Genomic DNA, 17752 nt, shown 5'->3' on the forward strand with positions numbered 1-17752 from the left:
GCATTGCAGTGCCGCTTTTTCGTCGATGGGATCGGTGAAATTTGCTTCTTTTGCTTTACCAGAGTAGGATTTTGTGATAATGTAAACCTATCAATTATTACAACAAATGATGGAGTATGGGAGGTCAAAATGAGAATTGCAACCGATATCGGCGGTACCTTTACGGATCTGGTTGTTCTGGATGGTGAACGTGGGGTTTTCTTTGAGAAAAGCCACACCACCCCACCCCGCTTTGAAAAGGGTGTTATTGATGTCATTAAAAAAAGTGGGATTTCCACAGCGGAAATCGAGCTGTTCTTCCACGGAACCACCACGGTTATCAATGCCTTGACGGAGCGAAAGGGCGCTAAAACCGGGCTGATTACCACCAAGGGCTTTCGGGATGTCCTGGAAATTGCCCGGTGCAATCGGCCGGATTTGTTCAATCTGGTCTTCGCCAAGCCCCGCCCCTTCATTCCCCGCCATTTGCGGTGTGAGGTTGAGGAGCGCATGTCCTATAAGGGTGAGGTTATGACGCCCCTGGTCGAGGATGATATCGATGGCGCAGTGGCCTATCTCAGGGAGCAGGGGGTTGAATCCATTGCGGTGTGTATGCTCCATGCCTATGCCAATGATGCCCACGAGCAGCGTACCGTGGCCCGGATCCATGAGCTGTGGCCCGAGGTATTCGTCACGGCATCCCGGGATGTTACCCTGGAATGGCGGGAGTATGAGCGGACCTCTACCATCGCCCTTAATGCCTACGTGATGCCCACCGCATCCTCCTATGTGGACCGCCTGGAGGGGGAACTGAAAGCCTTGGGGGTGGATTGCCCCAAATACATTATGAAGAGCAACGGGGGAACCACCACCTTTGAGCAGAGCAAGATCAGTCCCATCAACATGGTGGAATCCGGACCGGTGGCTGGGGTCTTTGGTGCAGCTGTGGTGGGGGATGCCGTTGGCGAGCCCAATATCATTGCCTTTGATATTGGGGGAACGACCGCCAAATGTTCCCTCATCGATAAGGGGCAGCTCAAAGTCAGTACCGAGTACCGGATTGAGCGGACCGAAAGCTATGCGGGCTATCCCGTTATGGCCCCGGTGGTGGATATCGTGGAAATCGGTAATGGCGGGGGGTCCATCGCCTGGATTGATGATGCCGGCTCCCTGAAGGTGGGCCCTCAATCAGCCGGTGCCATGCCTGGACCTGTGGCCTACGGCAATGGCAGTAGCAATCCCACAACGACAGATGCCTGTCTTCTGACGGGTCGCTTATCTCCGGATAATTTTGATAATCAAGTGGATATGGCGGCGGTGGAGACCGCCATCCTGGATAAGGTGGGGACACCCCTGGGGATGACGGCTCTGGAGGCTGCCATGAGCATCATCCGTGTGGCCGATGCCAATATGCTCAACGCCCTGAAGCTAATTTCCGTTCGCCGGGGATATGATCCCCGGGATTTTGCCATGGTGGCCTTTGGTGGTGGCGGCCCCATGCACAGCGCCTACCTGGCCAAGGAGCTTGGCGTGCGGCGGGTTATTATTCCGTCGGCAGCCTCGGTCTTCTCAGCCTGGGGGATGCTCATGGCCGATCAGCGTAACGATTATATCCAAACAAAGATCAGCCGAATGAAGGACACCCCGGTGGAGACCCTCAACAGCTGGTGGCAGCCCCTGATTGAGGAGGCGAAGGCCGGGCTCATGGCCCAGGGGGTGACACGGGAAAATATCTTACTGAAATTTGTGGCCGATATGCGTTACCTCGGACAGGAACACACCGTTAGCGTGGATGCGCCGCCGGTTCCCTGGAGTGAGGCGGATAAAGCGGCGCTGGTGGAACAATTCCACGAAACCCACGAACACTTTTATACCTTCAAATTGGAGGGGACGCCCACGGAAATCGTCAACCTCCATCTGGTGGCCTACGGTCGTCAGGAAAAGCTGGAGCTGCCACAGATTGCTAAGCAGCAGGGCGATGTGGCCCAAGCCAGGAAATCAGAACGGGATATCTATTTTGAGGATAGCGGCTTTATTCAGGCGGCAGTCTACGATCGTCTTGCCCTGGGGGCCGGAGCCCGAATCAGCGGACCAGCCGTGGTGGAGGAACCCACGGCGTCTACCGTGGTGGGGCCGGATCAACAGGTGACGGTGGATATCTACGGTAATTTGATGATTGAAATGAAGGAGGACAAACATGACTAAGCCGGTGGATAGCATTACTCTGGATATTGTAAAAGACTCACTGATTGCCATCAGTAATGAGGTGTTCTACGCCTTCGCCCGGACCTCTATGAGTCCCATTATTTATGAAACCCTGGATTACGCCAGCGGAATCACCGATGCCGATGGGCAGCTGCTCACCCAGGGTAACGGGGCCTGCGGCTTCATCGGACTCATTGCCCCCATGATTGGGGAAGTGATTGCTGTCCACGGCAAGGAGAACATGAAGCCCGGGGATGTGTACATCATCAATGATCCCTACATGGGCGGGGGAACGCATCTGTCAGACATCGGCATGGTGATGCCCATCTTCTACGAAGAGGAGCTCATTGGATTCGTGGGGAACAAGGCCCATTGGACGGATGTGGGGGGCATGGCTCCCGGTTCCTTCACCACCGACTCCACGGAGGTCTTCCAGGAGGGATTGTGCTTCAGCGCCCTTAAACTGGTGGATGCCGGTGAGCTGTCGCCCATCCTCCACACCATCATTCGCAGCAACACCCGCTTCCCGGATGTGGCTACGGGAGATATGTGGGGACAGATTGCTTCCCTGCGCACTGGCTATAAGCGGGTGGGTGAACTCTGTGATAAATACGGTGTGGAAACCGTGAAAAGCTCCATGGCCCGTCTGTTGGACCAGGGTGAGCTGCTGGCCCGGAAGCGTCTCAAGGAAATGCCCAAGGGGACCTGGGAGATGGAAGAATTCATGGATGATGACGGTCATGGCAATCCCGTGCGTTTGAAGGTGAAGATTACCATTACCGAGGATGAATTCCTGGTGGATTTCACCGGCAGCTCCCCCCAGGTGGCCAGTCCGGTGAACACGGGATACAGCTCCTTGTGCTGTGGGGTGAAGGTGGCCTATATGTCCATTATCAATCCCTCCATGGAGGTGAACGATGGGGTGTTCCGGCCCATGCGGGTCATTGCTGAGGAAAACAGCGTGACCCATTGTACCCGCCCGGCCCCCACCTCCTGTTACTACGAATGTATGATCTACGCCACGGATGTGGTGTGGAAGGCCCTGGCACCCATTTTTCCAGAATATTTGGGTGCCGGCCATATGCTGTCAGTGTGTGCGGTAGTCATGGGGGGCCTCCACCAGGACACTGGCGAATCCTTCCTGATCATCGAGCCCACCGGTGGTGGCTGGGGGGCCTCCCAGGGCAAGGATGGGGAAGTTGGCCAGTTCTGTGTGGGGGATGGTGAGACCTACAATGTCCCGGTGGAAATGGCAGAGACCCGTTATGGTATCCAGGTGGATGAATACAGCCTCCACACCGATGGTGCCGGTGCCGGGGAATTCCGGGGCGGCAGCGGTGCGGTGCGGACCTACCGGGCCATGAATGACGGCGAATCCTTCACTGCTTCCTTTGGGCGGAACCGTTACCCGGCCTGGGGCTCCAATGGCGGGGCAGACGGCAGTATTAATTATTTCGTCTTCATCGATGCCGACGGTACGGAACATCCGCCCCAAGCCATGGCAGCCCGTCGGGTGATGAATAAGAACGATAGCGTCCGGATGGTGACCTGCACCGGCGGAGGCTACGGCGATCCCATGAAACGGGATCCCAAGCGGGTGGCTGAGGATGTTCGGGGCGGTTATATTACCCCGGCCCAGGCCAAGTCCGACTATGGCGTTATCGTCGATCCCAAGAGCTTTGAGGTCACGGCCCTTTGTCGCTAGGTCCGGTGGTGTTTTAGCGGTTTGAGTTGATAAAAGAAGGAGCGATTATGAAGGTAATGACACCGGAATGCATGACGACCCTGATCCGGGAGGATGGCGTCGCCATGACTACTTTATTTGATGAAGGCAATGCCACCATGGGTCATGCGGTCTTCCCCCCGGGGACCGTAGTCCCCTTTGCCGCCCACGACGCTGACGAATATTCCTATATTCTGTCAGGAGAGGTTAAATGTAAAACCGAAGAGGGTGTGGTATCCACCATGACTGCTGGCTGCAGTGGATTTATCCCGGCGGGTGAATCCCATTCCAGCTTCAATGATTCGGATGCGGATTGTGTTTTGGTCTGGATGTTAGTAGGAAAGTAAGGTTTTGGCTGTTCATTTTTTCGTAAGGGAACAGAAGCAGAAAGCAGGATACCTGCATTGCCAAAAGGGAGTTATCGTGGGATAATAAGGGCAATGTAAAATAGAATGGAGAAGCGGAAAAATGAAACAACAAGTAAAGGGTTTTTATCACAAACACCAGGAACCAATAGACAAAGCGAGAAAAATCGCCTTCCGGATGATCCTCTTGACGATGTCAGCCGTTCTTACCGCAGTGAATACAAAGACCTTCATCAGTGCGGGGAACTTATTCCCCGGGGGTGTTGGTGGGATTACCCTTTTGATTCAACGGATTGCGGCCACTTATTTTAACACGGCCATCGGCTACACACCCATTAATATCTTGCTCAATGCCATTCCGGTGTATATCGGCTTTCGATATCTCGGGAAGAAGTTTACGGCTTATTCATGCTATACCATTGTGCTGGCGGCCGTGATCACGGACATGATTCCCACCTATGTTATTACCTATGATGTCCTCTTAATCAGTATTTTTGGTGGGGTCATCGGTGGCTTTGCCTCGGTTCTATGCCTATGGGTAGACGCAACTGCAGGCGGAATGGATTTTATCTCCATTTATCTGTCCCTCAGAAAGGGAATGGATGCCTGGAATATCATTCTGGGATTTAATGTTGTTATTCTGATGCTGGCAGGGGTTCTCTTTGGATGGGATCAGGCACTCTATTCCATGATCTTCCAATATGCCTTTACCCAGGTAATCACGACCCTGTACCATAAGTACCAGCAACAGACCCTTTTCATTCTAACAGAAAAACCCCAGGAGGTTTGCCAGGCCATTTATGCCATTAGCCGTCATGGGGCCACCATTTTAAATGGCGTGGGCTCTTATGAATTGGTGGAGCGCAATATGGTGTACTCCATCGTCTCCAGGGGAGAGGTTAAGCAGATTATGAATGAAATGCGAAGGATTGATCCCAACGCCTTTGTGAATTCCATCCGGACCCAGGAAATCCAGGGGTATTTTTATCAAAAGCCAACGGAATAAAAGGCCATACAGCCCAGGGCCATTCCCAGAAACCCCAGAGCAAGGCCGGCAGAAAGGGTAAGGATGGCGTAAAGACCAGCGTGATAAGGATGTCCATCTCCGTGAATACGGAGAATCTCATGGTTGAAGGTCGAAAAGGTGGTGAAGCCACCCATCAACCCCGTGCCCAGAAATAAGAGCTTGATATCCCCGGCACCGAAACCGGATAAGAATCCCAGACAAAGGGTTCCAATGCTGTTAATTAAAAAGGTGGCCAGGGGAAAACGGCCACCGTTATGGGTGGAGAGGAGACAGGTGATGCTGTAGCGCAGGATAGCACCGAAGCCACCTCCAAGACCCACGAAAAAAAGTGCCAGGCCATTATAATCACCCATCGATCCGAACCCGGCCTTTCGTTAAGCGCTGCCCGGTGGCGATGCCCAGGGCAATCCCCAATAGACCGCTGAGCATCCCGCTGGCAGCATAGGCTAAGGCCAAGAGGAAATGGCCGCTTTGTAAAAAGCCCAGGGCTTCATTACAAAAGGTCGAGAAGGTGGTAAAGGCACCAATAAACCCAACACCCAGGGCCGTTTTGAGTTTCTTAGCTCCTTGGGTATGTTCTGGCATACATTGGTAGATGACCTCGAGTAAGACACAGCCTAAAAAATTGATGACCAGTGTGGGCCAGGGGATCATCGGCTTCAGAAACAGGCCCAGTGCATACCGACTGGCGGCACCGGCAATTCCCATACAAAAAATCCATAAAATTTGCAAAAAAATTCGCCTCCCATTCTAAGACAATACAAAAAGGGCTGATGCTTCCACTTATGGTAGAAGCCATCAGCCCTTGGCGGTTTCGACAGATGTCGTGGGAGATCTTCATTCCCATTTAAAAGCCTAACAAATTTGAAAAAGTCTGTCAAATTTTCTGGCATTTTCATTAAGAAAAATACCGTTAAATCCATTTCAATGGGAATTATAGGGTAAAAAGTAAAGACAGCCTTAATAAATAGGGTGAAACAGTGTATAATAGGGACATCAATAAAAGACATTAAAGAAGTACAGTAGAAACGAGGGTGGATATGTCAAATATTTTTTTACAAGGACCCCATAACCGTTTTACCTGGGATAAGCTTGGGAATATCAAAGACGGACGAAAAAATCTAGGGGAATCCATGCCGGTTTTGGTCTATCGCCTGTTGGAATACAGTATGAATCATATCCTCACGGATAAGCTGGGGACAGAAGGGGCGGATGATGTTTTTCGGGATGCGGGTCATTTAGCCGGCACAGAATTTGCAAAGAATATGCTACCCCTGGATGCACCCCTTGGAACGTTTCTGGCAGAACTCCAGCGAATTTTCCAGGAGCTTAAAATCGGAATCCTCCGAATGGAAGAAATGGATGAAGAGAGCGGTATCTTCACCCTAACCGTTGCAGAGGATCTGGATTGCAGTGGCCTACCACCAACCGATGAAGTAGTCTGCAATTATGATGAAGGGTTTATCGCAGGAATTATGACGGTTTACACTGGAAGGACCTATAAAGTACAGGAAATTGACTGTTGGGCCAGCGGGGCCCGGGTATGCCGCTTCCAGGGGCGAGTAATGGACAAGGGAATGGGATCGTAATGGCCAAACAGCCAGAAAAAGCATTATTTGAATATTTAAGGGATATCCTGTATCGGACGGATTATGCCTCTCTGGATATGGATGAGATACCAGAGGCCTTCAAACCTTTAGCCCAGGGGCTTCATTGGCTCCACCAATGTGTGAAGGAACAAAAAGCCTTTGGAGAGAGCCTGGCCCAGGGCGATTTGGATGTCACACCACCGGGAGTTGAAAACACCCTGGCTGCCCCACTTAAGGCGGTTCAAGGCAGTCTGAAGCATATTGCATGGCAGGCCAGACAGCTTCCCAAGGGCGATTATGGTCAGCATGTCGATTATATGGGAGAGTTTGCTGAGATTTTAAACACCATGATTGATCAGTTGGCCCAGCAGCACCAGGCTCTATTGGATGAAAAGCATCTGGTGGAAGAGCAAAACAAAATCTTGGGCCAATATTATAGTCTGTTCCTTTCCCTGACGGAGAGTACCGATGAAGCCATTATTGTGCTGGATGAGAAGACGGGAAAACCCCAGTACCTCAATCCAGCGGCCTTGGTTTTTGAGGAACATTATGGGGATTGTCTGGATGTTATTCGATATCAATTGGGGCAGGTATCGGAAGAGAATTTAACTCAGAGTGAGCCCTGGATTTTAGAAATAGAAGGGGATGCTCAGAAGTCAGCCCTCTATTTGCGCATTGTTTCCCACCGTTTAGGTTGGAACGGCCGGGATACCATCGTCCATGTTATTCGGGATAAGACCGATGAGCGGCAAAAGGAAGCTGTTTTGAGCGATATGGTTTATCGCGATGCATTAACCGGTTTGTACAACCGTCGTTATGGCATGGAAAAGGTGGAGGAATGGATTGCCGAAGGTTATCATTTTACCATTTCCTTTATTGACATTGATGATTTAAAAACCTGTAACGATGCCTTCGGACATGATAAGGGGGATGACTATATCCGTCTTGTTGCAACAACTTTAAGAGGATTTCGCGATAATGATGTGATTTGCCGAATGGGTGGGGATGAATTCCTTTTATTGACCATGGGGGAACAACAAGAGCAAATTGATGGATGGCTTGAAAAACAGCGGCAATGGATATTATCCCAACAGATGACAGGAGTCCGGGGGTTTCGCCCTTGCTTTAGCTATGGGACCAGTGTGGTCAGCCCGGGATGGAGCCAGGATGCTGATTATTATTTGGGGAAAGCCGATCACCGGATGTACGAGTATAAACGGGTGAATAAAATCCGATAGCTTATCTTGATAATTATAACTCACAAGGCTATAATGATTAAATATGCTATAAATAAGGATGGTGTCATATGGAAACATCGAAACGTGTACAGGGCATGGGAGAGCCAGCCCTGCTTAAATATTATCCCCTGGTCGATGCAGTCAAGGAAAAGGGGAAAGCCGTGTATTATCTGAATATCGGGCAGCCAGATATCGAGACTCCGCCGGATTTCATGCGCAAGGTCAATGAGATCAAGGAGCAGGTACTGGCTTATGCTGCGCCGGAGGGGGAAGCCGCCCTGCGCACTGAGGCCTGTAAATATTACGATCGGTACAATCTGCACTATTCTCCAGAGGAAATGCTCATTACCAATGGGGGGAGTGAGGCCCTGCTTTTTACCTTTTTGACGATCTGTAACCCTGGGGATCAGATTATCACTCCGGAGCCGCTTTACAGTATTTACAAGGAAATGGCCTCGGCCACCAGTGTGGAGCTGGTGGGCATTAAGACCTACACCGAGGACGGCTTCAGCCTGCCGGATCGGGAGGCGATCGAAGCCCTGGTGACGGATCGGACCAAGGCCATCCTCATCACCAATCCCGGGAACCCCACGGGGAAGGTTTATACCAAGGAAGAGATCGAAATCCTCCGGGATGTGGCGGCAGAAAATGATTTGTACATTGTGTCGGATGAGGTGTATCGGGAATTCGTCTACGATGGCATGGCCTATGTCAGTCCTGGGCATTATTCTCAAATCAGTCAGAACTGTATCATTGTGGATAGCATTTCCAAGCGGTTTTCGGCCTGTGGGGCCCGGATTGGCTTTATCCTGTCAAAGAATAAAAAATTGATGCATGAAATTCGAAAGCTCTGTCAGATGCGTCTGGCGGTATCTTCGGTGGATCAGGCCGGTGCAGCGGAGCTGTTCAAGCTGGGTATCGACTTTTTTGACAAGGTTCTGGCAGAATATACCCATCGGCGGGATATTGTGGCAGAATGCCTGGCACAGATGGACGGTGTGGTGGGCAAAGTCCCAACGGGCGCTTTTTATTACATGGTCAAGCTGCCGATAAAGGATGCCTGCGATTTTATTGAATGGTTAATTACAGATTTTGATTACCAGGGCGAAACCGTGCTGCTGTCCCCAGCCAATGATTTCTATATCCATCCCGGGGATGGGGTGGACGAGGTACGTCTGGCCTATGTGTTGGGCGAAAAGGATTTGCGCAAGGCGATGAAGGCTTTGGAAGAAGGCCTGATCGCCTACAAAGCGGCTTATCCCCAGCGCTGTAAATAGAAGGAGACTGGAATGAAGATCAAAAAATTTAAAAAAGGGGACAATGTCCTGGGTTATTTATTCATTAAAAACCAACTGGTGAAAACCGCTGCCAATGGGAGCCGTTATTTTAATATGACCCTTTCCGATGCGGACTTCGATACAATTGAAGCCAAGATGTGGAATGTTCAGGAGGCCGATGAGGAAGAATTTACCGGTGGCCAACTGATTAAAATCAAGGGGGTGGTCCAGGAGTATAATGGTCGTCTCCAGCTTATTGTGAACCGGATTCGTCAGGCCAATGCCGGGGATGATGTGGCGCTGGATGATTACGTCCAGACGGCACCGGTGAAGGTGGCTGAGATGATGGCTGATGTGTACGCCACCATTGATGGCTTTGAGAATGGGGATTTAGCCACAATTACCCGGACCATCCTCTCAGATAAGGAGGATAAGCTGACCTATGTACCGGCGGCTAAATCCTTTCACCATGCCATTAAGGGCGGACTGTTGTATCATACCTGGTCTATGCTGCAAATCGGAAAATCCCTTACACCTCTGTATCCCTTTTTAAACAGCGATCTGCTGTATGCGGGCATCCTCCTCCACGATATCGGAAAGATTACGGAAATGGTGTCCGATGCCAACGGCAGTGTGTCCGATTATTCCCCGGAGGGGAAGCTCCTGGGGCATATTGTGACGGAAATTGTGGAAATTGAGGAATACGGCAAGCGTTTAGGGACCGATGCTGAGGTACTCCTTCTCCTCAAGCATATGATTTTATCCCATCACTATGAAGCGGAGTACGGCTCTCCGGTGCGCCCCATGTTCCCTGAGGCGGAGCTTCTGCACCATATCGATATTATTGATGCCCGGATGAACACCATGGAGAAGATTGAAAAGGGACTGGAGCCTGGCAGCTTTTCTGAAAAGGTATGGGGATTAGATAATATCCAAATGTATCGGCCTTCAATCAAATAACTTAAAAGAGGGTTACAATCGTTAAGCCTTCCTTAAAGGTCGTCGGTTATCATAGGATCATGAAATTAGAAATTTATGAAAAACCGGCCGTAGAGGTCGGTTCGGAGGATATCCGAATACAAAGTATATTAGTGGGTTTGGAAAACTCGGGATTGACCACAGAGCGGTATGATTTGTTTGCCAATCCAGACGAGTTTGAAAGCAATGTGACCCTAAAGGCACTGATGGATCAGGAAGGGCTTGACGCATTGCCGGCATTTTTTGTGGATGATGGACTGCTTCATTGGGGGAATTATCCAGAAAATGGAGCTTTTTTAAAGTGGTTTGATCGAGACTGTGGTGGTGGTTGCTGTCATTCTGAAAAAAATGGCTGTTGTAAAAAATGTGGAGGCGGTAAAGATGCATAGGCAAAAAAATTGGATAAAAAAGGGGAGCGTCGTTATTTTAGCGACGCTATTATTCAGCACGATTGTGTCGGGTTGTGCGACAAATACAAACGGTACTGTGAGTGAGGCAAAGTATATTAGTTTTATCGTCGGAAAATTTACCAGTATGTCTACCGCCGCCAAAGGCATGGATGATCAGGTGAAAAACTTTTCTGAAAGCAGTCTTTCAGATTCCAAGTGGGTCGAAACCACCAAGGGATATATCGGGACACTCACAGCGGATTGCGATGAAATTATAAATTTCCAGAAGGCTCCGGAAAGTTTTTCGGATGTTCACAGCCAACTGGTTACCCTCGCAACCCAAGGGAAGGAAGCCTTGACTGAATATTCTGAGGGGATTGATACCAAGGATTTTGATACCCTGCGCAGTGCCAATAGCAAAATTGCCCAGATGGCCGATAGCATGGGCGGTTATGTTCAGACATTAAATGCTAAGCTTGGGGAACTCCAATAAGAAAAAATGAAAGAGCTGTCTCTTAATGAGCGGGCTCTTTTTTTCGTTAAATCCATAATTATTCGTGTCTGCCAATTGTATTTTAGAGTCACCTCATATATAATAAGTAGGGTTTTAATGGGAAAATGGTGTGCCTAGAAAGGATGTGTTGGTGTGGAAAAAGATATGACAAAAGGAAGTCCAGCCCGGATTTTAATTTTTTTCACCCTCCCCATGCTCATTGGCAATCTTTTCCAGCAGTTTTACAATATTGTCGACACGATTGTCGTTGGAAATTTCGTTGGGGCAGGGGCTCTGGCATCGGTGGGGGCATCGACAACGCTGGTGTTCCTGCTCCTTTGCTTTGCCATTGGGGTGTCCATGGGCTGCTCTGTGCTGGTGTCTCAGTACTACGGGGCTGGTGAGACCCAGAAAATGCGCCAGGCTGTTTTTGTCAGTATGGTTTTTATCCTTGTCGTAGGGACACTCCTCTCTGTCTTTGGGGTTATCGGTGCGGATTGGCTTTTATCCATTACCAACGTCCCTGTTGAAATTCTCGCTGATGCCAAGACTTATTTTGTGGTATATTGTTTTGGTGGTCTCTTCGTCTTTATTTACAATGCCCTGGCTGCGATGTGCCGGGCGATTGGGGATTCAAAAACACCCCTGTATTTTCTCATTGCAACGTCACTTCTTAATATCGCCGGGGATTTACTCTTTGTCCTTCAATTTGGCATGGGAGTGGCCGGTGTTGCCTGGGCGACGATGATTTCCCAGGGAATATCTGCCCTGGCGTGCGGCATTTACGTATTCTGTCGGGTTCCTGCCCTTAAAATTACGCGGTCGGATTGTGTGTTTTCCTGGAGGATGCTTTGGGATTTAGTGGTTTATGCCGTTCCCTCTACGATCCAGCAGAGTATTGTTTCCTTTTCCCTGGTGGCGGTCCAGGGTCTGGTGAATACCTTTGGGATGACCACTATTGCAGGCTATACCGCCGCTTGTAAAATTGATCAATTTGCGATTCAGCCCCTGCTTTCCCTGAATCTGGCAACGACTTCCTTTACGGCTCAAAATGTCGGGGCTAAGAAGTACGATCGGGTGGAAGAGGGGTTTCGGACTTCGGTCCTGTTGGTTGTTGCCATCTGTGTAGTGATTTCCGGAGCCATTTGGCTTTGGGGGGCGGATCTCATTGGCCTCTTTGTAGACAGTGTGGAATCTGCGGGGGTCATTGATGCCGGGGTGTCCTATATCCGGGTGGTTTCGGTGTGCTATATTATTATGGGAATGATGTTTACGGCCGCCAGTGTGCTTCGGGGAGCCGGGGATATGGGGTATTTCCTGGTGGGGTCTTTATTAAACTTTTCGGCACGCATCATTGCGGCCTATTCCTTGGCATCGGTACTGGGCTTTTCGGCCATTGCCTATTCTATCCCCATTGGCTGGATTCTTGGGCTGGCCTTCAATCTCATCCGCTATAAGAGCGGGGGGTGGAAGGATAAAGCCCTTGTCCAGAAGGCTTAAGGCGTACATTGTAAAGCATAGGAGGTAAAACATGCTTGAAGTATATAAAATGAAGAAGGATCTGCTAAAGGAAGGAAGCGTGGAGGAGATGATGACCATCATCCTCAGAAAGAAGGGGGTGACTGAACCCCTGGAGTTTGGTTATAACACCTACGGAAAACCTTATTTGGACGCCTTTCCAGAGTTCCATTTCAATGGCTCCCATTCTGGGGAGTATATTGTCTGTGCCCTTTGCAGCGGTGCCATTGGCATCGATATCCAGGAAATCGTTATGGAGAAGGATGTCATGGCCCTGGCTAATCGCTTTATGAGTCCTTGTGAATCCCGGGAGCTGGCACTGATGGAGCCGGAATACCGCCATGCCGTCTTTTATCGCCTATGGGCACAAAATGAGGCCTATATGAAATATACGGGTTTGGGGATGGCACTGCCCATGAGCTCCTTTACTGTCCGGGAGGACCGTGGCCATTACAGCATCATCCAGCAGGATATGGCGGTGGAAAATATCACCCTGCTGCCCGTCCGAATTGAAAAGGGCTACGAAGGCTGGCTCTGTGGGGAATTTGAGGAAAAGACGGTTTCGGTTATCACCTTAACGGCGGAGGATTTACAGCCATGAGCGGTCGGAAGCTTTGGGATCTGTTTATCACCTTTTTAAAAATTGGGGCTTTTACCTTTGGTGGAGGCTACGCCATGATCCCGATGGTTCAAAATGAGATTGTGGATAAGAAGGGCTATATCACCGAAGAAGAATTCATGGATATGATTGCCATTGCAGAGGCGACTCCGGGGGTGATTGCTGTGAATACAGCCACTTTCGTGGGGTATCGTGTGGGTGGAGTTTTAGGAGGGCTGCTGGCGACCTTTGGTGTCGTGCTGCCCTCTTTTGTGATTATTTCCATTATTGCCCAGTTTTATGAGGCCTTCCGACAGAACCAGTGGGTATCCTATGCCTTTTTAGGAATCCGGGCCGGGGTGATTGTCTTGATTTTTGGGGCTCTGGTGCGGATGGCAAAAAATGTGGACCGCACCCCCTTCATTGCCATTTTGGTGGTGGGAGCCTTTGGGATTGCGGCCTTTACGGGCATCAATGTGGTTTTTATTATCGTAGCAGGGGCTCTGGCAGGGGTGATACGGCAGCTCCTTTTACTTAAGAAAGGGGGAGGGGACGCATGAATATCTTCCTGGATTTATTTTTAACTTATTTTAAAATTGGCCTCTTCACCATTGGCGGGGGGTATGCCATGATCCCCTTAATCCAACAGGAGGTGGTGGTCAACCACGGCTGGCTGACCATGTCTGAATTGACGGATTTTATTGCGGTGGCGGAATCCACCCCAGGTCCCTTCGCCATCAACACCGCTACCTTTGTGGGGATTAAAATTGCGGGGCTTCCCGGGGCGGCCTTGACCACCTTTGGGGTGGTACTGCCTTCCCTGGTGATCATCCTGGTCATTGCCAAGTGCTTCCACCATTTTAAGGATAATGTGTGGGTTCAAGCCTGCCTTTACGGGATGACGGCGGTGGTCATCGGTCTCATTGCTGCGGCCATTTACTCCCTGTGTGTGGAGATTTTTGCCATGGAGGGGGGCAGCCTTGCCCTGGATATTAAATCCCTGGTGATCTGTGCCCTGTGTTGTGTCGCTTATTTCAAAGTAAAGGTGGGGCCCATTCCACTGATCTTTATTGCGGCGGCAGCGGGATTAGTGGCCTATGGGCTGCTCCCCATGCTGGGCCTGTGAGATGGCCCGGGCAATATCACAATCCCAACGACGCCGGGTGATGACCCCGGCGGGTGAGGTGGCCTATACCCTCACCCGGAAGTCCGTTAAAAATATCAATCTGCGCATCCATCCGGACGGCCAGGTGACGGTATCCGCCGATCCCCGGGTATCCCTGGCCCGGATCGATGGTTTTGTGGCATCCAAAGGGGCCTGGATTGTGGAAAAGCTGAGCCGGAGGACGCTTGGGTCTGAAGGGGAGGTAGCTCCCCCCGATGCAGCGGTCTGCCGCCCGGTGTTTGAAGCCTTGATCGCCCAGTATTATCCCTTCTTTAAGGCCCGGGGTGTGGCCTATCCCACCCTGCGCATTAAAACCATGAAATCCCGTTGGGGGTCCTGTCTTCCGGGGAAGGGCGTCATTACCTTGAATACCCGGCTTCTCACAAAGCCCATGGCCGCCGTGGCCTATGTGGTGGTCCATGAGATGGCCCATTTTCTGGTCCAGAACCATCAGGCGGATTTTTACGCGGTGGTGGCCCAGGTATTGCCGGATTATAAAGTCCGGCGGGAACTTCTAAAATAGATTGATTTTTATCTGTATTTTATAAAAAAGTGGCAGAAATGGACGGTAATCCTTGTGTATACTATTGTTAGATATTATGAACTTTAATGAAACGCTGATACACGAGGGAGGAAATATGTATTTATTTGACGAAATGAAACGACAACTGGCCATGAAGGCAGGAAAAACCTCTGTGGTTTCTGTTGCGGCGGCCGGGGATATGGATGTCCTGGAAGCCATTAAGATTATGAATGATGATGGCTTTGGAACAGCCATTCTTGTAGGGGATCAGAAAAAAATTGAGGAATGTGCCGCAGCGACGGGTTGTGATCTGTCTAAAAATAAAGTGGTGGATGTCCCGGACGACCACGCCGCCGCTGCTGTTGCAGTGGCCCTGGTGAAAGAAGGGGCTGCTGATATCATCATGAAGGGGATGCTTCATACCAAGGTTTATCTCAAGGCCATCCTGAATCGGGATTATGGTCTGCGCACCGGTAATCTGCTAAACGCGGTGACTGCCGTGGAAATGCCCCGGTACAACCGCATGGTGCTGGCGACAGACTGCGCTATGGTGGTACAGCCTAGCTTAGAGGATAAAATCCAGATGATTGGCAATGTCACCACCTTGGCCCATGCCCTGGACTGCCCTGTGCCCAAGGTCTCCTGCCTGAGTGCTGTAGAAACCGTGGGAAGCAATATGCCTGATGGCTACGATGCCGCTATCCTCAGCAAGATGAATGAACGGGGACAGATTACGGGGTGTATTGTCGATGGCCCTCTGTCCATGGATTTGTCCATTTCCAAGCGTTCAGTGGAGCATAAAGGGATTGAGAGCCCGGTGGCTGGTCAGGCGGATATCCTCCTTATGCCCAACCTTCAGGCTGGTAATATTTTCTGGAAATCCATGACTTATCTGGCCGATGCCCAAAGCGGTGCCGTGGTCATGGGTGCTGCCCGCCCGGCAGTTATCACCAGTCGTGCGGATTCTGCCCAGGCTAAGGCCAATAGTATTGCCATGGCACTGTTGCTGGCGGATTACCAGGATCGATTATAAACGTCTTTGATTGAAAGCCCCAGGCCTAAAATGGTCATGGGGCTTTTTTGTTGAAGGGCAAAGGAAGTCGAGTGATTTTTTTCAAATGGGTTTAGAATAATACCATAGGAGATGAGGACATGGACGAACAGATCTTAGCGGTACAGCGGATGCAGGATTATATTGCAGCGCATCTGGCGGAGAATATTACCCTGTCCGATTTAGCGGTGGCTGCCTGCTTTTCGCCCTGGTACGCCCACCGCCTTTTTCGGCGGTATACGGGGTTGACCCCGGCGGAATACATTCGTCGGCTGCGGCTTTCCAACTCCGCCCTTCGGCTGAAGTCAGAAGGCAGCCGCGTAACCGACGTGGCCTTCGATTTAGGCTTTGGCAGTGCCGATGGCTACACCCGGGCCTTTCATCGGGAATTTGGCTGCAATCCGGGGAGCTATGCCAAGTCCCCCGTCCCCATCACCCTATTTGTTCCCTATGGTGTTAAATTCAGAGCCCTTCGAAAGGAGAAAATCGATATGGAAAACGTTCAAAGTGTTTTTATCCAGGTCATGGAAAAACCCGTCCGGCAGGTAATCATCAAGCGGGGAAAGGCAGCGAAGGATTACTTTGCCTACTGTGAAGAGGTGGGTTGTGAGGTCTGGGGGACCTTACTGAGTATGGATGCCCTGGACGGGGAGCCCGTGTGCCTGTGGCTGCCCGAGGGATACAAGACCCCGGGAACCTCCACCTATGTCCAGGGGGTAGAGGTGCCTGTGGATGATGCCGGGCCCATACCCGAGGGCTTTGACCGCATTACCCTGCCGGAAGCCCAGTACCTGGTATTCCAGGGTGAGCCCTTCCCCGAGGAAGAATACTGTGAGGCCATTGTCGCCGTCCAGAAGGCCATGGACCGTTACGACCCGTCGGTCATTGGCTATACCTGGGATGATACCCAGCCCCGGATTCAGCTGGAGCCCCGGGGAGAACGGGGGTATATTGAAATGCGGGGGGTCAAAGCCGTGGGTTAATGGCTAAGAATGAAAAGGCGAGTGTCCGACCGATGGGTTGGGGGCTTGCCTTTTTTGTGGATAAATACGGTTCAATTTAGAAGGTATCCATTAAATGGTATCTTTGGGAGATGTGGATATGTATCGTTTTATACTTCCTGTTTGCTAGTGGATTCCTATTGTGGAATTATGCCGCAGCAGAACTCACCAAGCGTGAAGACGGAGCATACAATGATTACTTGAAACAAAAAAAGGAAAAACCGCAGCGACCCTAGACAAGTTCTGCGGAATTATCCCAATTAAACTTTTCTGAGGCACCGTGACTGTTGATAGTCAGAACGGATATGCTGGGAGATGCTCCAAATGCGGTGTTTACCGATAACGTCAATGTCATAGACAGAGTTTTCAGGAATATTTGGGTAGGGATGTAAATGATATGTTTACCGTGAATCAAACTATGATGATATCGCTTTCTGTAGAAAGTAAAATATGATATAATAATCAAACAGGCGTAGGCCTGGCCTACTGGTTGCGGTTAGTGGATAAGTCCCCCTAGATGGGAGGACGCTTATGATAAAGTATGTCCTTGGCTATTTTCTTGTCTTAGGATTGATTTTGTTGTGGAATCATGCCGCATCGAAATTGTCAAAAGCAGAAGAAAAAGCGTATGAA

The 17752-nt window shown here is 50.4% G+C and carries 19 protein-coding genes and 1 riboswitch; of the genes, 17 read left to right on the forward strand and 2 right to left on the reverse strand.

Translation table 11 applies throughout. The features are described from left to right. Positions 1 to 129 precede the first annotated feature (129 nt). From BLU30_RS10600 to BLU30_RS10615, 4 genes are all read left to right on the forward strand, one after another. On the forward strand, positions 130 to 2184 hold the full coding sequence (locus tag BLU30_RS10600) for a hydantoinase/oxoprolinase family protein (protein WP_090246234.1): 2055 nt from the start codon (positions 130 to 132) through the stop codon (positions 2182 to 2184). Beyond that, on the forward strand, positions 2177 to 3889 hold the full coding sequence (locus BLU30_RS10605; protein ID WP_090246235.1) for a hydantoinase B/oxoprolinase family protein: 1713 nt from the start codon (positions 2177 to 2179) through the stop codon (positions 3887 to 3889). The genes BLU30_RS10600 and BLU30_RS10605 overlap by 8 nt, the downstream gene beginning before the upstream one ends. A 47-nt stretch (positions 3890 to 3936) precedes the next feature. Further along, positions 3937 to 4254, forward strand: a complete 318-nt coding sequence (locus BLU30_RS10610) for a cupin domain-containing protein (protein ID WP_090246237.1) — start codon at positions 3937 to 3939, stop codon at positions 4252 to 4254. Positions 4255 to 4375: 121 nt separating this feature from the next. Beyond that, complete coding sequence (locus BLU30_RS10615; protein WP_090246239.1) at positions 4376 to 5278, forward strand: YitT family protein; 903 nt, start codon at positions 4376 to 4378, stop codon at positions 5276 to 5278. Here the strand turns inward: BLU30_RS10615 and BLU30_RS10620 are convergent. Together BLU30_RS10620 and BLU30_RS10625 are read right to left on the reverse strand one after the other, a co-directional pair. Next, the gene (locus tag BLU30_RS10620; protein WP_090246241.1) at positions 5260 to 5652 is read right to left on the reverse strand and encodes a fluoride efflux transporter FluC; all 393 of its coding nucleotides are present in this window, start codon (positions 5650 to 5652) and stop codon (positions 5260 to 5262) included. The genes BLU30_RS10615 and BLU30_RS10620 overlap by 19 nt on opposite strands. Beyond that, positions 5645 to 6031 (reverse strand): fluoride efflux transporter FluC, encoded by a 387-nt coding sequence (locus BLU30_RS10625; protein ID WP_090246243.1) that lies wholly within the window; start codon positions 6029 to 6031, stop codon positions 5645 to 5647. The genes BLU30_RS10620 and BLU30_RS10625 overlap by 8 nt, the downstream gene beginning before the upstream one ends. Positions 6032 to 6081: 50 nt before the next feature. Then, a riboswitch (Fluoride riboswitch) is annotated at positions 6082 to 6153 on the reverse strand. Positions 6154 to 6339: 186 nt separating this feature from the next. Here BLU30_RS10625 and BLU30_RS10630 point away from each other — a divergent pair. The 13 genes from BLU30_RS10630 (at position 6340) to BLU30_RS10690 (ending at position 17101) form a co-directional block, all read left to right on the forward strand. Next, positions 6340 to 6888, forward strand: coding sequence for a V4R domain-containing protein (locus BLU30_RS10630; protein WP_090246245.1), 549 nt, complete (start codon positions 6340 to 6342; stop codon positions 6886 to 6888). Beyond that, positions 6888 to 8126: a sensor domain-containing diguanylate cyclase gene (locus BLU30_RS10635; protein WP_176770912.1), complete on the forward strand. Its 1239-nt coding sequence runs from the start codon at positions 6888 to 6890 to the stop codon at positions 8124 to 8126. The genes BLU30_RS10630 and BLU30_RS10635 overlap by 1 nt, the downstream gene beginning before the upstream one ends. Before the next feature lie 68 nt (positions 8127 to 8194). Further along, positions 8195 to 9403, forward strand: coding sequence for a pyridoxal phosphate-dependent aminotransferase (locus tag BLU30_RS10640; RefSeq protein WP_090246249.1), 1209 nt, complete (start codon positions 8195 to 8197; stop codon positions 9401 to 9403). 12 nt (positions 9404 to 9415) lie between these two features. Further along, a complete protein-coding gene (locus tag BLU30_RS10645) occupies positions 9416 to 10363 on the forward strand; it encodes a 3'-5' exoribonuclease YhaM family protein (RefSeq protein WP_090246252.1) in 948 nt (315 codons plus the stop codon). A gap of 59 nt (positions 10364 to 10422) precedes the next feature. Continuing rightward, a complete protein-coding gene (locus tag BLU30_RS10650) occupies positions 10423 to 10770 on the forward strand; it encodes an arsenic metallochaperone ArsD family protein (RefSeq protein ID WP_090246254.1) in 348 nt (115 codons plus the stop codon). Further along, the gene (locus BLU30_RS10655) at positions 10763 to 11263 is read left to right on the forward strand and encodes a hypothetical protein (protein WP_090246256.1); all 501 of its coding nucleotides are present in this window, start codon (positions 10763 to 10765) and stop codon (positions 11261 to 11263) included. Before BLU30_RS10650 ends, BLU30_RS10655 begins: the two co-directional genes overlap by 8 nt. A 153-nt stretch (positions 11264 to 11416) precedes the next feature. Continuing rightward, a complete protein-coding gene (locus tag BLU30_RS10660) occupies positions 11417 to 12763 on the forward strand; it encodes an MATE family efflux transporter (protein WP_090246257.1) in 1347 nt (448 codons plus the stop codon). 31 nt (positions 12764 to 12794) lie between these two features. Next, complete coding sequence (locus tag BLU30_RS10665; protein WP_090246259.1) at positions 12795 to 13382, forward strand: 4'-phosphopantetheinyl transferase family protein; 588 nt, start codon at positions 12795 to 12797, stop codon at positions 13380 to 13382. Next, positions 13379 to 13939: a chromate transporter gene (locus BLU30_RS10670; RefSeq protein ID WP_090246261.1), complete on the forward strand. Its 561-nt coding sequence runs from the start codon at positions 13379 to 13381 to the stop codon at positions 13937 to 13939. The genes BLU30_RS10665 and BLU30_RS10670 overlap by 4 nt, the downstream gene beginning before the upstream one ends. After that, positions 13936 to 14505, forward strand: a complete 570-nt coding sequence (locus BLU30_RS10675; RefSeq protein ID WP_090246263.1) for a chromate transporter — start codon at positions 13936 to 13938, stop codon at positions 14503 to 14505. The genes BLU30_RS10670 and BLU30_RS10675 overlap by 4 nt, the downstream gene beginning before the upstream one ends. Next, positions 14477 to 15067 (forward strand): M48 family metallopeptidase, encoded by a 591-nt coding sequence (locus BLU30_RS10680; protein ID WP_090246265.1) that lies wholly within the window; start codon positions 14477 to 14479, stop codon positions 15065 to 15067. The genes BLU30_RS10675 and BLU30_RS10680 overlap by 29 nt, the downstream gene beginning before the upstream one ends. A 115-nt stretch (positions 15068 to 15182) precedes the next feature. Continuing rightward, positions 15183 to 16100: a bifunctional enoyl-CoA hydratase/phosphate acetyltransferase gene (locus tag BLU30_RS10685; RefSeq protein WP_090246267.1), complete on the forward strand. Its 918-nt coding sequence runs from the start codon at positions 15183 to 15185 to the stop codon at positions 16098 to 16100. A gap of 119 nt (positions 16101 to 16219) precedes the next feature. After that, complete coding sequence (locus BLU30_RS10690; RefSeq protein WP_090246269.1) at positions 16220 to 17101, forward strand: helix-turn-helix domain-containing protein; 882 nt, start codon at positions 16220 to 16222, stop codon at positions 17099 to 17101. The last annotated feature ends 651 nt before the right edge of the window (positions 17102 to 17752 follow it).

Origin of the sequence: Eubacterium barkeri (assembly GCF_900107125.1) — a bacterium.
Taxonomy (GTDB): Bacteria; Bacillota; Clostridia; order Eubacteriales; family Eubacteriaceae; genus Eubacterium_O; species Eubacterium_O barkeri.

What these genes read in the sequence shown, in the direction of transcription:
- BLU30_RS10680 (WP_090246265.1), top strand. Translation starts at nt 14,477, where the DNA reads ATGGGCTGCTCCCCATGCTGGGCCTGTGAGATGGCCCGGGCAATATCA.
- BLU30_RS10670 (WP_090246261.1), top strand. Translation starts at nt 13,379, where the DNA reads ATGAGCGGTCGGAAGCTTTGGGATCTGTTTATCACCTTTTTAAAAATT.
- BLU30_RS10675 (WP_090246263.1), top strand. Translation starts at nt 13,936, where the DNA reads ATGAATATCTTCCTGGATTTATTTTTAACTTATTTTAAAATTGGCCTC.
- BLU30_RS10610 (WP_090246237.1), top strand. Translation starts at nt 3,937, where the DNA reads ATGAAGGTAATGACACCGGAATGCATGACGACCCTGATCCGGGAGGAT.
- BLU30_RS10620 (WP_090246241.1), bottom strand. Translation starts at nt 5,652, where the DNA reads ATGGGTGATTATAATGGCCTGGCACTTTTTTTCGTGGGTCTTGGAGGT.
- BLU30_RS10615 (WP_090246239.1), top strand. Translation starts at nt 4,376, where the DNA reads ATGAAACAACAAGTAAAGGGTTTTTATCACAAACACCAGGAACCAATA.
- BLU30_RS10640 (WP_090246249.1), top strand. Translation starts at nt 8,195, where the DNA reads ATGGAAACATCGAAACGTGTACAGGGCATGGGAGAGCCAGCCCTGCTT.
- BLU30_RS10655 (WP_090246256.1), top strand. Translation starts at nt 10,763, where the DNA reads ATGCATAGGCAAAAAAATTGGATAAAAAAGGGGAGCGTCGTTATTTTA.
- BLU30_RS10605 (WP_090246235.1), top strand. Translation starts at nt 2,177, where the DNA reads ATGACTAAGCCGGTGGATAGCATTACTCTGGATATTGTAAAAGACTCA.
- BLU30_RS10635 (WP_176770912.1), top strand. Translation starts at nt 6,888, where the DNA reads ATGGCCAAACAGCCAGAAAAAGCATTATTTGAATATTTAAGGGATATC.
- BLU30_RS10600 (WP_090246234.1), top strand. Translation starts at nt 130, where the DNA reads ATGAGAATTGCAACCGATATCGGCGGTACCTTTACGGATCTGGTTGTT.
- BLU30_RS10690 (WP_090246269.1), top strand. Translation starts at nt 16,220, where the DNA reads ATGGACGAACAGATCTTAGCGGTACAGCGGATGCAGGATTATATTGCA.
- BLU30_RS10650 (WP_090246254.1), top strand. Translation starts at nt 10,423, where the DNA reads ATGAAATTAGAAATTTATGAAAAACCGGCCGTAGAGGTCGGTTCGGAG.
- BLU30_RS10630 (WP_090246245.1), top strand. Translation starts at nt 6,340, where the DNA reads ATGTCAAATATTTTTTTACAAGGACCCCATAACCGTTTTACCTGGGAT.
- BLU30_RS10685 (WP_090246267.1), top strand. Translation starts at nt 15,183, where the DNA reads ATGTATTTATTTGACGAAATGAAACGACAACTGGCCATGAAGGCAGGA.
- BLU30_RS10665 (WP_090246259.1), top strand. Translation starts at nt 12,795, where the DNA reads ATGCTTGAAGTATATAAAATGAAGAAGGATCTGCTAAAGGAAGGAAGC.
- BLU30_RS10645 (WP_090246252.1), top strand. Translation starts at nt 9,416, where the DNA reads ATGAAGATCAAAAAATTTAAAAAAGGGGACAATGTCCTGGGTTATTTA.